At 70.2% G+C, this 14001-nt stretch carries 11 protein-coding genes; all 11 read right to left on the bottom strand.

Going from position 1 to position 14001, the window contains the following annotated elements; all coding sequences use genetic code 11:
- Nucleotides 1-17: 17 nt before the first annotated feature.
- The 11 genes from secA to manA all read right to left on the bottom strand — a co-directional run bounded on the left by secA (nucleotide 18) and on the right by manA (nucleotide 14000).
- The gene (secA, locus tag ACKOB8_RS09090; RefSeq protein ID WP_526376876.1) at nucleotides 18-2750 is read right to left on the bottom strand and encodes a preprotein translocase subunit SecA; all 2733 of its coding nucleotides are present in this window, start codon (nucleotides 2748-2750) and stop codon (nucleotides 18-20) included.
- A 67-nt stretch (nucleotides 2751-2817) separates the two neighbouring features.
- Nucleotides 2818-3483 carry a ribosome hibernation-promoting factor, HPF/YfiA family gene (gene hpf, locus ACKOB8_RS09085; protein ID WP_526376875.1) on the bottom strand — a complete coding sequence of 222 codons (666 nt, stop codon included), beginning with the start codon at nucleotides 3481-3483 and terminating at the stop codon, nucleotides 2818-2820.
- A 171-nt stretch (nucleotides 3484-3654) separates the two neighbouring features.
- Nucleotides 3655-4287, bottom strand: a complete 633-nt coding sequence (locus ACKOB8_RS09080) for a ComF family protein (RefSeq protein ID WP_526376932.1) — start codon at nucleotides 4285-4287, stop codon at nucleotides 3655-3657.
- 43 nt (nucleotides 4288-4330) lie between these two features.
- Nucleotides 4331-6094, bottom strand: a complete 1764-nt coding sequence (lpqB, locus tag ACKOB8_RS09075; RefSeq protein ID WP_526376874.1) for an MtrAB system accessory lipoprotein LpqB — start codon at nucleotides 6092-6094, stop codon at nucleotides 4331-4333.
- The gene (mtrB, locus tag ACKOB8_RS09070) at nucleotides 6091-7758 is read right to left on the bottom strand and encodes an MtrAB system histidine kinase MtrB (RefSeq protein WP_526376873.1); all 1668 of its coding nucleotides are present in this window, start codon (nucleotides 7756-7758) and stop codon (nucleotides 6091-6093) included. The genes lpqB and mtrB overlap by 4 nt, the downstream gene beginning before the upstream one ends.
- Before the next feature lie 35 nt (nucleotides 7759-7793).
- Nucleotides 7794-8480: a two-component system response regulator MtrA gene (gene mtrA / locus ACKOB8_RS09065; protein ID WP_526376872.1), complete on the bottom strand. Its 687-nt coding sequence runs from the start codon at nucleotides 8478-8480 to the stop codon at nucleotides 7794-7796.
- A gap of 28 nt (nucleotides 8481-8508) precedes the next feature.
- Nucleotides 8509-9135 (bottom strand): dTMP kinase, encoded by a 627-nt coding sequence (locus tag ACKOB8_RS09060; RefSeq protein WP_526376871.1) that lies wholly within the window; start codon nucleotides 9133-9135, stop codon nucleotides 8509-8511.
- Between the two features lie 60 nt (nucleotides 9136-9195).
- Complete coding sequence (gene ahcY / locus ACKOB8_RS09055) at nucleotides 9196-10650, bottom strand: adenosylhomocysteinase (RefSeq protein WP_526376870.1); 1455 nt, start codon at nucleotides 10648-10650, stop codon at nucleotides 9196-9198.
- A gap of 10 nt (nucleotides 10651-10660) precedes the next feature.
- Nucleotides 10661-11254 (bottom strand): TetR/AcrR family transcriptional regulator, encoded by a 594-nt coding sequence (locus ACKOB8_RS09050; protein WP_526376869.1) that lies wholly within the window; start codon nucleotides 11252-11254, stop codon nucleotides 10661-10663.
- A complete protein-coding gene (locus ACKOB8_RS09045) occupies nucleotides 11247-12752 on the bottom strand; it encodes an amino acid permease (RefSeq protein WP_526376931.1) in 1506 nt (501 codons plus the stop codon). Before ACKOB8_RS09045 ends, ACKOB8_RS09050 begins: the two co-directional genes overlap by 8 nt.
- Before the next feature lie 21 nt (nucleotides 12753-12773).
- Complete coding sequence (manA, locus tag ACKOB8_RS09040) at nucleotides 12774-14000, bottom strand: mannose-6-phosphate isomerase, class I (protein ID WP_526376930.1); 1227 nt, start codon at nucleotides 13998-14000, stop codon at nucleotides 12774-12776.
- Nucleotide 14001: the final 1 nt, after the last annotated feature.

Here is a 14001-nt window from a genome sequence, read left to right as displayed (position 1 = left end):
GCGGGTGGGCGGCCGGCTCAGCCGCGGCGCGCGCTCTTCTTCTCCCGGGCCTGCTGACGCTTGGCCTCGCGGCGCTCGCGGCGGGAGGACAGCGAGGAGCGCAGCCCCCCGGAGCGCTTGACCTCGACCGAACCGTCCTCGGCGGGCCCGACGTAGGTCAGCGGCCGGGACTCGTCCTCCTCGGGGACTCCCTTGGCCCGCAACGTCGGCTCCTCCTGCTGGGCGTGCGGGGTGGATCCCTGCGGGGCGGCCTCGACCTGGACGTTGAACAGGAAGCCGACCACTTCCTCCTTGAGCGCGTCGAGCATGCCCATGAACATGTCGTAGCCCTCGCGCTGGTACTCCACCAGCGGGTCGCGCTGCGCCATCGCCCGCAGGCCGATGCCCTCCTTGAGGTAGTCCATCTCGTAGAGGTGCTCGCGCCACTTGCGGTCGATCACGGTCAGCAGGATGTTGCGTTCCAGCTGACGCATCGCGCCGGGACCGGCGAGCTGCTCGATCTCGGCCTCGCGCCGCGCGTAGGCCGCTTCGGCGTCGGCGACCAGGGCGTCGAGCAGATCCTGACGGGTCAGTTCGCCGGACTCAACCAGGTCGTCGGAGTCGACCAGATCGTGGTGGTCGATGCCGACCGGGTAGAGCGTCTTGAGCGCGCCCCACAGCGACTCGAGGTCCCAGTCCTCGACGTAGCCCTCGCCGGTCGCGCCGTCTACGTAGGCGGTGACGACCTCGACGAGCATGTCGTGGGCCTGCTGACGAAGGTCCTCGCCGTCGAGGATGCGGCGGCGCTCGGCGTAGACCACCAGCCGCTGCTTGTTCATCACCTCGTCGTACTTCAGGACGTTCTTGCGGATCTCGAAGTTCTGCTGCTCGACCTGGGTCTGCGCGCTCTTGATCGCGCGGGTCACCATCTTGGCCTCGATGGGAACGTCGTCGGGCAGGCTGAGCCGGTTGAGCAGGGTCTCCAGTGCGGCTCCGTTGAACCGGCGCATGAGTTCGTCACCGAGGGACAGGTAGAACCGCGAATCCCCCGGGTCGCCCTGCCGGCCGGACCGCCCGCGCAGCTGGTTGTCGATGCGGCGCGACTCGTGGCGTTCGGTGCCCAGGATGTACAGACCGCCGGCGGCGATCACGTCCTTGGCCTCCGCCTCGACCTCGCTCTTGATCTGGGGCAGCTCCTCGTGCCACGCGGCCTCGTACTCGTCGGGGGTCTCCACCGGGTCCAGGCCGCGGTCGCGCAGCCGGAGGTCGGTGAGGAAGTCGACGTTGCCGCCCAGCACGATGTCGGTGCCGCGGCCGGCCATGTTGGTGGCCACCGTGACCGCGCCACGCCGACCCGCCTCGGCGACGATGACGGCCTCCTGCTCGTGGTACTTCGCGTTGAGCACGGTGTGCGGGACGTTCTTCTTCTGCAGCTGGCGCGAGAGGTACTCCGAGCGCTCCACGCTGGTGGTGCCGACCAGCACCGGCTGGCCCTTCTCGTAGCGCTCGGCGATGTCGTCGACGACGGCGGCGAACTTGGCGTCCTCGGTCTTGTAGATCAGGTCGGTCATGTCCTTGCGGACCATCGGCCGGTTCGTCGGGATCGACACCACGCCCAGCTTGTAGATCTCGTGCAGCTCGGCCGCCTCGGTCTGGGCGGTGCCGGTCATGCCGGCCAGCTTGTCGTAGAGCCGGAAGTAGTTCTGCAGGGTGATCGTGGCCAGCGTCTGGTTCTCGGCCTTGATCTCCACTTCCTCCTTGGCCTCGATGGCCTGGTGCATGCCCTCGTTGTAGCGCCGGCCGACGAGCACGCGGCCGGTGAACTCATCGACGATGAACACCTCGCCGTCGCGGACGATGTAGTCCTTGTCGCGGTGGAAGAGTTCCTTGGCCTTCAGCGAATTGTTGAGGTAGCTCACCAGCGGCGAGTTGGCCGCCTCGTAGAGGTTGTCGATGCCGAGCTGGTCCTCGACGAACTCCACGCCCGCCTCGTGCACGCCGACCGTGCGCTTGCGCAGATCGACTTCGTAGTGTTCGTCCTTCTTCAGCATCGGGGCGAGCCGGGCGAACTCGGTGTACCAGTGCGAGGAGCCGTCGGCCTGACCGGAGATGATCAGCGGGGTCCGGGCCTCGTCGATGAGGATGGAGTCCACCTCGTCGACGATGGCGAAGGGGTGGCCGCGCTGGACCAGGTCGTCGAGCGAGTGCGCCATGTTGTCGCGCAGGTAGTCGAAGCCGAACTCGTTGTTGGTGCCGTAGGTGATGTCGGCGCCGTAGGCGACACGCTTCTCGTCGGGGCTCTGCCCGGAGAGGATCACGCCGACGTCGAGCCCGAGGAAGCGGTGCACCCGGCCCATCCACTCGCTGTCGCGCTTGGCCAGGTAGTCGTTGACCGTGACGACGTGGACGCCCTTGCCGGCCATCGAGTTGAGGTAGGCGGGCAGCACACAGGTCAGCGTCTTGCCCTCGCCGGTCTTCATCTCCGCGACGTTGCCGAAGTGCAGCGCGGCCCCGCCCATCACCTGGACGTCGAACGGACGCTGGGACAGCACCCGCCAGGCCGCCTCGCGGGCCACCGCGAAGGTCTCGGGCAGCAGGTCGTCGAGGTCCTCGCCGTCCTCGGCGCGCTTGCGGAACTCGTCGGTCTTGGCCCGCAACTCCGCGTCGGTGAGCTTCTCCACGTCGTCGGACAGCGAACTGACGTAGTCGGCCACCCCCTTGAGGCGCTTGACCATGCGGCCTTCACCAAGGCGCAGCAACTTAGAGAGCACGGAATCTTCCCTACGTTTCGGGTACTGAAGCGCCCCCCATCTTAGGTGACGGGGCTAACCGCCCTGATCAGGCCAGCCGGATCAACCCGTAGTCGTAGGCGTGGCGGCGGTAGACCACCGCCGGGCGGTCGGTCTCGCGGTCGTGGAACAGAAAGAAGTCGTGCCCCACCAGTTCCATCTCGTAGAGGGCGTCGTCGACGGTCATCGGCGTGGCCTGGTGCTCCTTGACCCGCACGATCCGCCCGGGTTCGTGTTCCTCGGGGGCCGGGGCCGGCGGCGGGGCGGGCTCGGGGGTGAACGCCTCGGCGATCTCCGGCGCCGCCGCGGTGGCCTGGTGCAGCGACACCGGGGTCTTGTCGCCGTAGTGCACCCGGCGGCGGTCCTTGCTGCGGCGCAGCCGGTTCTCGAGTTTGTGCACGGCGGCCTCGAAGGCGCCGTAGAAGCTGTCCGCGCAGGCCTCGCCACGCACCACCGGTCCGCGCCCGTGGGCGGTGATCTGCACGTGCTGGCAGCTCTTCCGTTGCCGACGGTTGGGTTCGTGTTCGAGCTCCACGTCGAAGCGCAGGATCCGCCGGTCCAGCCGCTCGACGCGGGCCAGCTTCTGGCCCACGTACACGCGGTAGTGATCGGGAACCTCGACGTTGCGGCCCGTCACCTGGATGTCGGCGTTCGGGGCGGCTTCGGATTCGTCATCGGCGGTGAAGGGAGCGGCGTTCGCGGAATTGCTTGACATCCTTGGCAACTCGTTTCTGGTCGGGGTCGTGTGGCGCGTCGGCATGACGCCAGGTCAAAGGGTTGAACTCCTCTCGCTGGAGAACTCTCGTCGGGCCCTCGCGGGGTGTCCCCGACGGTAGTCCCGGACACGCGGTGGTGCCACTTTTTCGGCGAGCTTCATGCCCGTGCGTCATGCCCGGGCCAGCGCCAGCACCGCCACCACCGGCACGCCGGCCCCCGCGAGCGTCCGGACCGCCTCCCGCGCGGTGGCGCCGGTGGTCACCACGTCGTCGACGAGCAGCACCTCCCCCGGCCCCGGTGCCGCCGCGACCCGCACCCGCCCGGCGATGTTGCGTTCCCGGGCGCCGCTGTCCAGACCCACCGAGTCGCGGGCCTGCCCGACGGTGCGCAGGGCGCGGCTGACGCCGATGTCGGGGTGCGCGACGGTCGCGGCGGCGGCGATGCGTGCCACCGGGTCCCCGCCGCGGCGGCGGGCCGCCCACCGCCGGGTCGGGGCCGGCACCACCGTCAGCGGCAACCCGACCACGCCCCAGCCCACCAGCCGGTCGATGCCCAGGGCCAGGGCGCGGGCCAGCGGGGCGGTCAGGTCGCGGCGGCCGCGCTCCTTGATCGCGAGGATGGCCTGGCGGCGCACACCGGCGTAGCGGCCGAGCGCGAACACCGGCACGCCCGGGTCGACACGCGGGGTGAGGACGTGCGGATCGTCCGGCCCGACCGCCAGCACCGCCGCGCAGCAGGGGCACCACCGCACCGACGGCGCCCCGCAGCCGCCGCATTCTCGCGGCAGCACCAGGTCGAGCAGGTCGGTCATCGCGGGACGCAGTATCGCGGGCCGGACCGACAGGTCAGCCGGGCAGCACCGGGATCGTGCCGGGCGTCATCAGCGGCCGGACCTCGGTCCAGGTCTGGCTGTTCTCCGCGCTGGTCGCCAGCAGTTGCAGCACCCCGCGGGCGTCGGCGACGTAGACCGCCGCGGGGTTGGCCGCCACCGCCGTGACCGGCATGACCACGTTGCTGCTGGGCCCGTCGGAGTTCACCCCGTCGAGGTTGACGTAGGAGACCGGGTGGGCCGGGTCGGTGCGGGTGACCACGATGTCGTCGCCGGTGCGCCAGCCGAGTGAGACCACGCTGTTGCCCAGCCCGAACCCGATGCGGCGGGGGTAGGTGAGCGCGAACTCCCCGCCCGGTGTCTGTTCCACCCCGGTCAGCACGACCTGGCCGTCGATCACCAGCGCCGCGCGGGTGCTGTCGCGCGACAGCTGCAGGTCGGTGATGGCACCGGGGAAGCCGGAGGTGACCGCGGCGGTGTCGACCGGGATGCGCGCGGGCTGACCGGAGGCTTCCTCGCGGATCACCCGGACCACGCTGTTTCCGTCCACCACCACCCAGACCGCGTTGTCCAGCGCCCACGACGGGCGCGACAGCGTGCGGCCGTCGGTCACCCGGTTCGCCTGCCCGCCGACCGGCCCGATCCACAGCGACGAGCCCGGCTCGGGCCCGTCGGGCGCGGGGGCCACGACCGTGGCCACGTCGGCGCCGGTCCGCGACAGCGCGGCCGCGCGCTGGCCGGAAAGCTCGCCGAACGACCCGGGCACCACGGTGTACTGCTGGCCGTCCAGTTTGACCAGCACGCCGCCCAGCAGGGCGTGCACACCGGCGGTCGCACCGTCGACGGCTCCCGGGTCGGTCGCGGCGACGTCGGTGGTCTTCCAGCCGTCGACGAACCGGTCATCCAGCGCCGCGCCGTCGACCTCGATCAGGTAGGGCCCCTTGATGTCGGCGCGGGCCAGCGTCCAGATCAGCTGGGCGGCGAGCAGCTGGCGGCTGCTGGGGTCGGTGGTGGTCAGGCTCTCCAGTTCGATGCGCGCGCCGCCGTAGCCGCGGCCCACGCCGGTCTTGCCGCCGTCGGCGCGGGTGACCGGGCCGCGCAGTTTGAGCGGCGGCCCGAGCAGGTTGCGCACCGCCTTGGCCATCTCCGGGCGCGGCCCGACGAGCAGTTTGGTGATCAGCTCGGTGGCCAGCAGATCGGGGTCGGACACCGCGACGTAGCGGGGGTCGGGGACCACCGTGGTGCCGGTCGGGTCGATGAAGTAGAGCGTGTTGCGTTTGTAGGTGGCCTGGAACTCCTGCCAGTCCAGGAACACCCCGTTGGGCAGGCGGTTGATGCGCCAGCCCGAGGAGGTCTGCACCAGCTCGATCGGACCGGGGTCGGGCAGTTCGCCTTCCCCGGTCTCGAACACCCCGATATCGGACAGCGAACCGAGGATCTGGGCCGTCATCGTCACCGACACGGTGTCCGACGACCGGGTCTCGGTGAAGACCACCTTGTCGATGAGCAGTGCCCCGCCGCCGTCGTCCCAGTCCTTGGAGGCCGACTCGGTGAGGAACTGCCGCGCGGCCCGGTGCCGGTCGGCCGGATCGGCGGTCGCCTTGAGGAACTCGCGCAGCAGCTGATCGGGACTCATCCCGGTGTTGGGTTCGGGCAGCCGTTCGGGTTCGGGGCGCTCGACGGTGCCGATGGCCTGCGGGGCCGACGAGTCGGGGACGCCGGCGCATCCGGGCAGCATCGTGAGCAGGGCGACCAGCACGGCGCCGACGACGCGGTTCACCCGCGGTCCCCCGCGGTCTCGTGCTGCAGGATCTCCTCGTCCGCCTCGGCGGCGGCGGGCCGGGTCGGCTTGGCCGGCTTGAGCGGCAGCGGGCTGGTGGTGACCTTGTGGCCGCGCACCAGCGGCAGGGTCAGCCGGAAGCAGGCTCCCTCGCCGGGCTCGCCCCAGGCCTCCAGCCGGCCCTGGTGCAGCCGGGCGTCCTCGATGCTGATCGCCAGTCCCAGACCGGTACCGCCGGAGCGGCGCACCCGCGACGGGTCGGACCGCCAGAACCGGCTGAACACCAGCTTCTCCTCGCCGGGGCGCAACCCGACGCCGTAGTCGCGCACGCTGACCGCGACCGAGTCCTCGTCGGAGGCCATCCGGATGTGCACCGGTTTGTGCTCGGCGTGGTCGATCGCGTTGGCGATCAGGTTGCGCAGGATGCGCTCCACCCGGCGCGGGTCGACTTCGGCGACGACCGGTTCGGCGGGCAACTCGACCTCGAGCTCGATGCCGGCCTCATCAGCGAGGTGCCCGACCTTGCCGAGGGCGTTGTTGACCGTGGAGCGCAGATCGACGGCCTCCACCGACAGTTCGGCCACGCCGGCGTCGTGGCGGGAGATCTCCAGCAGGTCGTTGAGCAGCGTCTCGAACCGGTCGAGCTCGCTGACCAGAAGTTCGGTGGAGCGGCGCAGCGCCGGGTCGAGTTCGGCCAGCTCCGCGCTGTGGTCGTAGATCAGGTCGGCGGCCATCCGCACCGTCGTCAGCGGGGTGCGCAACTCGTGGCTGACGTCGGAGGTGAACCGGCGCTGCAGATTGCCGAACTCCTCGAGTTGGGTGATCTGCCGCTGCAGGCTCTCGGCCATGTCGTTGAACGACACCGCAAGCCGGGCCATGTCGTCCTCGCCGCGCACCGGCATCCGCTCCGAGAGGTAGCCCTCGGCGAAGCGCTCGGCGGTCCGCGACGCCGACCGCACCGGGAGCACCACCTGCCGCGAGACCAGCAGGGCGATCCCGGCGAGCAGGACCAGCAGCACCAGCCCGCCGGTGGCGATGGTGCCGCGCACCAGCAGGATGGTGTTGTTCTCACTGGTGAGCGGGAAGATCAGGTAGAGCTCGAGGTTCTCCACCCGCGACGGTGCGGGGGTGCCGATCAGCAGGGCCGGCCCGGAGAACGCCTCGGTGCGCACGGTGGCGTACTGGTAGCTGACCTGCCCGGCGCCGACGAAGTCGCGCAGCGCGCCGGGAATCTGGTCGACCGGCCCGGCCGAGGCGGCTTCCCGCGGCCCCTCGCCCGGCGCGATCAGCACCGCGTCGAACGCGCCGGCCAGCCCGGAGGTCTGCCCGGTCTTGGAGATCAGGGTGTTGCGCGCCAACTGCAGGCTGGACTCCACCGAGCGGGCCTCTTCGCCGCTGACGATGCCGCTGACCGTGTTGCGCGCCCGGTCGACTTCCTGGGTGGCGGCCCGGACCTTGTCGTCGAGGACCCGGTTGGTGATCTGGCTGGTCAGCACGAACCCGAGCGCCAGGATCACCACGGCCGACAGGCCCAGGGTCAACACCACCACCCGAAGCTGCAGCGAGCGGCGCCAGATCCGGCCGAGTGTGCGACCGACTGTGCTGGTGCCGCGCACCACCGGGCCGGAGCGGCCCCACGGCCCCCGAACGCGTGCCTTAGCCATGGCGCCCGTCGCCGGCGCGGATCGTCATGCCCGGGTCACGGAGGTCCGGCCTTGTATCCCACTCCTCGAACGGTCAGCACCACCTGCGGGTTCTCCGGATCCTTCTCGACCTTGGCCCGCAACCGCTGGACATGGACGTTCACCAGCCGGGTGTCGGCGGGGTGGCGGTATCCCCAGACCTGCTCGAGCAGCACCTCTCGAGTAAACACCTGCCGGGGTTTGCGCGCCAACGCGACCAGCAGGTCGAACTCCAGCGGGGTCAGCTGGATCTGCTCGCCGTTGCGGGTCACCTTGTGGGCCGGCACGTCGATCTCGATGTCGGCGATGGACAGCATCTCGGCGGGTTCGTCGTCGTTGCGCCGCAGCCGCGCCCGCACCCGTGCCACCAGCTCCTTGGGTTTGAACGGCTTCATGATGTAGTCGTCGGCACCGGACTCCAGGCCGAGCACCACGTCGACGGTGTCGGTCTTGGCGGTGAGCATCACGATCGGCACGCCGGAGTCCGAGCGCAGCACCCGGCAGACGTCGATGCCGTTCATGCCGGGCAGCATGAGGTCGAGCAGCACCAGGTCGGGCCGCAGTTCGCGCACCGCGGTCAGTGCCTGTGAGCCGTCGCCGATCACCGCGGTCTCGAAACCTTCGTTCCGCAGCACGATCGTGAGCATCTCGGCCAGCGAGGGGTCGTCGTCAACGACGAGGATTCTTTGCCTCATGGACTCCATGGTGTCACCGAATCCTGACGATTCCCTGCTAGAACACGCTGGCGAGTCTGATCGGGTCGACGTCCGGGGCCACCACCGACCAGGGGCCGTGCCAGTGCGCGGCGGCCAGCCCGGCGTACACCGCGGCGGTGCGCCGCTGCAGGCCGTCGTCGCGTTCGTAGGCGTCGGTGGCCCGGTCGGCCTCCTCGCCGGCCCGGCGCCGGGCCCGCCCGGCGGCCACCTCGACGGGAACGTCGAGCAGGATCTGGTGGTCGGGCTCGGGCAGGCCGAGGCGGCCGAACTCGAGTTCGCCGACCCAGTCCACCACCGCCCCGGCCGCGTCCTGGTGCAGCCGCGCCGCGCTGTAGGCGGCGTTGGAGGCCACGTAGCGGTCCAGGATCACCATGTCGTTGCCGGCCCGCAGCTGCGCGATCCGCTCCCTGGCGGCGGCGCGGTCCAGGGCGAACAGAACGGCCATCGCGTACACCGAGGCGGCCAGGTCGCCGTGCGCGCCGTGCAGGGCCTCGCGGGCCAGGTCGGCGGTGACCGAGTCGCCGTAGCGCGGGAAGGCCAGCGTGGCCACCGACCGGCCCTGCGCGGCCAGCGCGCCCCGCAGGCCCTCGGTGAGGGTGCGCTTGCCGGAGCCGTCGAGGCCCTCGATGACGATCAGCGTCATCGAGCGTGCGCCCAGCGCGTGATTTTCGGCTCAAACACGATCTGTGCGCACTCTCGGCGGCTAGTACCGGTAGTGCTCCGGCTTGTAGGGGCCCTCGACGTCGACGTTGATGTACTCGGCCTGGTCCTTGGTGAGCCTGGTGAGAGTGCCACCGAGAGCTTCCACGTGGATCTTGGCCACCTTCTCGTCGAGGTGCTTGGGCAGCCGGTAGACCTCGTTGTCGTACTCGTCGTTCTTGGTCCACAGCTCGATCTGGGCGATCACCTGGTTGGAGAAGCTGTTGCTCATCACGAACGACGGGTGGCCGGTGGCGTTGCCGAGGTTGAGCAGCCGGCCCTCGCTGAGCACGATGATCGAGTGCCCGTCGGGGAAGACGAACTCGTCGACCTGGGGCTTGATGTTGATCCGGTGGATCTTCGGGTCGCGCTCCAGCCGTGCCATGTCGATCTCGTTGTCGAAGTGGCCGATGTTGCCCAGGATCGCCTTGTCCTTCATCGCCCGCATGTGATCGAGGGTGATGATGTCCTTGTTCCCGGTGGCGGTGATGACGATGTCGGCCCAGCCGATGGCCTCCTCGACGGTCTTGACCTCGAAGCCGTCCATCATCGCCTGCAGGGCGTTGATGGGGTCGATCTCGGTGACCGCGACGCGGGCGCCCTGGGCCTTGAGCGCCTCGGCGCAGCCCTTGCCGACGTCGCCGTAGCCGCACACCAGGGCGGCCTTGCCGCCGATGAGCACATCGGTGCCGCGGTTGATGCCGTCGATCAGCGAGTGCCGCGTGCCGTACTTGTTGTCGAACTTGCTCTTGGTGACCGAGTCGTTGACGTTGATCGCCGGGAACACCAACTCGTTGGCCGCGGCGAACTGGTAGAGCCGCAGCACGCCGGTGGTGGTCTCCTCGGTGACGCCCTTGACCGAATCGGCGATGTGGGTCCACTTGCGGGCGTCGGCCTTGAGGCTCTCGCGCAGCAGGTTGAGGAACACCTTGTATTCGGCGGAGTGGTCCTCGTCGTCGGGCGGGACCACGCCGGCCCGCTCGAACTGCGCACCGCGCAGCACCAGCATGGTGGCGTCACCGCCGTCGTCGAGGATCATGTTGACCGGCTCGCCGGGCCAGGTGAGCATCTGCTCGGCGGCCCACCAGTACTCCTCGAGGGTCTCGCCCTTCCACGCGAACACCGGGACCCCCAGCGGCTCCTCGGGGGTTCCGTTCGGGCCGACGACGACCGCGGCGGCGGCGTGGTCCTGGGTGGAGAAGATGTTGCACGACGCCCAGCGCACCTTGGCGCCGAGTGCGACGAGGGTCTCGATGAGCACCGCGGTCTGCACGGTCATGTGCAGCGAGCCGGAGACCCGGGCCCCCTTGAGGGGCTCGACGTCGGCGTACTCGCGCCGGAGCGCCATCAGGCCGGGCATCTCGTGTTCGGCGAGCCGGATCTCCTTGCGGCCGTATTCGGCCTGCGACAGATCGGCGACTTTGAAGTCGATTCCGTTTCGTGAATCAGCGGTGAGCATGGCTAACACGTTATCCCGCGGCGTACCGCTCGGCGAACGGGGTCAGCAACCGCGCCAGATCGGCGGCGATGTCGTGGTCGGCCGCCGAACCGGGATCGGCCGGCATCGACACGTAGCTCAGCGCCAGGCGCACGATCGCCCGGGCCAGCACCCCGGCGTCCTCGTCACGGGCGTCGGGCCAGTTCTGCCGCAGGGCCTCGGCAAGCCGCTGCGCGGACCGGGTGATGATCGGCGCGCTGTGGGTGGTGATGATCTGCAGCAGGTCGGGCTTGGCCTGTCCGGACAGCAGCGAGATCACCAGCGGGTCCGACGCCGATTCGGCGAAGAAGATCCGGAAGCCGGTCAGGAACGCCGCGTGCAGGTCCTCGCGGTTGGCGTCGATCGCGTCGTCGATGTGGTCGACCATCCGGTCGGCCAGCCGCAGGGCGTAGCCCTGCGCCAGGCCACGCCGGGAGCCGAACTCGTTGTAGATGGTCTGCCGGCTGACCCCCGCGGTGCGCGCGACGTCGGCGAGGGTGACCGCCGACCAGTCCTTGGTGAGCAGTTCCTCGCGCAGCGCGTCGAGGATGGTGTCACCGGCGTCGGCCGTCCGGCGCTCAGGCACCGCCCTGCCCCGCACCCTGCTCTGCGCCCTGCTCTGCCAAGCGCCTGCCGAGCACCGACTGCCGCCGGCCGTACAGCGCGTAGAGGACGATCCCGAGGGCCATCCAGATCACGAACCGGATCCAGGTCAGCGCGGTCAGGTTGAGCATCAGCCACAGGCACGCGGCGATGGACAGCACCGGCAGCAGCGGCACGAACGGCACCCGGAAGCCCCGCTCGAGATCCGGGCGGGTGCGCCGCAGCACGATCACGCCGCCGGACACCAGCACGAACGCGAAGAGGGTGCCGATGTTGACCATCTCCTCGAGCTTGGCCATCGGGAACACCGACGCCGCCAGCGCGATCAGCACCGCGACGAGCGCCATGATCCGCACCGGGGTGCCGTGCGAGCCGGTCCGGGCCAGCCCGCGCGGCAGCAGACCGTCGCGCGACATGGCGAAGAACACCCGCGAGAGCCCGAGCACGATCACCATCACCACCGTCGTCAGCCCGGCCAGCGCGCCGATCGAGATGACCTTCGCCGCCCAGTTCACGCCGTTGAGTGCGAACGCGGTCGCCAGGTTCGCGTGCCCGCCGCCGGTGTCGCGCAACTCGGTGTAGCGCACCATGCCGGAGAGCACCACCGACACCGCGACGTAGAGCACGGTGACGACCGCCAGCGAGGCGATGATGCCGCGCGGGACGTCGCGCTGCGGGTTGCGGGTCTCTTCGGCGGTGGTGGCCACGATGTCGAACCCGATGAACGCGAAGAACACGATCGAGGCCCCGGCCAGCACCCCGTACCAGCCGTAGTGGCTGCCGCCGGCACCGGTGAGCAGCGAGAACACCGACTGGTCGACGCCGGTGCCGGCCGCACCGGCACCGGTCTCGGTGGGCGGGATGAACGGGGAGAAGTTGGCCGGGTTGATGTAGAACGCACCGACGACGACGACCAGCACCACGACGGCGACCTTGATCGCGGTGACGACGGCGGAGAAGTTCGACGACAACTTGGTGCCCAGGGTCAGCAGCGTGGAGACCACCGCGACGATGAGCAGCGCACCCCAGTCCAGATCGATCGGGCCGAGGTGGATCACGCCGCCGGAGAACCCGAACACCGTTCCCAGATAGCTCGACCAGCCCTTGGCGACGACCGCCGCACCCACCGCGAACTCCAGGATGAGATCCCAGCCGATGATCCAGGCGACGAACTCGCCGAAGGTCGCGTAGGAGAACGTGTAGGCGCTGCCGGCGACGGGCAGCGTGGAGGCGAACTCGGCGTAACACAGCGCGGCCAGGCCGCAGGTGACCGCCGCGATGACGAACGACACCGACAGCGCCGGGCCGGTGACGTTGCCGAAGGTGCTCGCGGTGACGGTGAAGATGCCGGCGCCGATGACGACGGCGACGCCGAACACCGTCAGATCCCACCAGCTGAGGTCCTTGCGGAGCCGGGTCGCCACCTCGTCGGTGTCGCGGATGGACTGCTCGACTGATTTCCGGCGCCTCGGGGTCGGAATGGGCTGACCTCCCGTCTGCCGTTAGAGGCCCACCGTAGCGCGGAACACCGCCGCCGGGCGGTCGGATTCCAGCCGAATCGGCCCGTCGTCGGCGGATACCCACAACGCGGCTCCGCGATCGAGTTGGGTCGTCTGCGCGTCGCTGCGCACCGTGACCGGGCCCTGGGTGCAGATCAGGATCTGCGGTCCGGGGTGCCGCTCGGGAACGGGCAGTTCGCGGCCGGGGCGGTCGAGGGTGAGCATCGAGGCGGCGAACTCCGCGGTCGGGGTCTGGTAGGTCAGCTCGCCGGTCAGCTCCCCGGCTCCGCAGCGGGTCGGTACCCGCGCGTCGGCGACGGGCCGGAAATCCAGGACGCGCAGCAACTCGGGGACGTCGACGTGCTTGGGCGTCAGACCACCGCGAAGGACGTTGTCGGAGTTGGCCATCACCTCGATGCCGACCCCGTGCAGGTAGCTGTGCAGGTTGCCGGCCGGCAGGAAGATGCCCTCGCCGGGTGCCAGGCTCACCCGGTTGAGCAGCAGCGCCGCCAGCACACCGGCGTCGCCGGGGTAGCGCTCACCGAGTTCGAGTACCGACCTGGCTTCAGCGGCGAATTCCGTTGCGCCCGAGCGTATGTAGCCCACCGCACCGTCGAGGACGGCGGGGATGAGCACGTCGAGGTCGGGCTGCGGGGCGGTGATCCAGGTGGTGAACAGCGCGCGCAGTCCGTCCGCGTCGGCCTGCCCGGCCAGCAGCGCGATGAAGGGCGCGAGTGCGGGCACGTCGAGCTCGCGCATCAACTCCACCGAGCGCGCGGCCGGCCGAAAACCGACGAGCGCCTCGAATTCGCCCAATGCCACCAGGAGTTCGGGCTTGTGGTTGCGGTCGCGGTAATTGCGCACCGGCGAGTTCAGCGGCACGCCCAGCCGGTCCTCGCGCTGGTAGCCCTCGACCGCCTGCGCGGCGCTGGGGTGCGCCTGCAGCGACAGCGGCTCGTCGGCGGCGAGCACCTTCACCAGGAAGGGCAGCGCGTCCCCGAAACGCTGACGCACCGCCGGCCCGAGTTGTCCGGCCGGGTCCTCGTCGATCACCTCGAGCAGCGACCGGGTGCCGTCGGGGCCCTCCAGGCGTGCCGGGTCGCCGGGATGCGCGCCCAGCCACAACTCGGCCTCCGGGTGCGCGGTCGGGGCCGGTCGCCCGGTGAACTCGGCGATGGCGGTGCGCGAACCCCAGGCGTAGGTCCGGATCGCTCCGTGAATCAGGTGCAGC

Source organism: Mycobacterium sp. (genome assembly GCF_046091765.1).
Taxonomy (GTDB): Bacteria; Actinomycetota; Actinomycetes; order Mycobacteriales; family Mycobacteriaceae; genus Mycobacterium.
The sequence above is the reverse complement of the archived record's forward strand: the minus strand, read 5'-3'. Positions and strand labels throughout refer to the sequence as shown.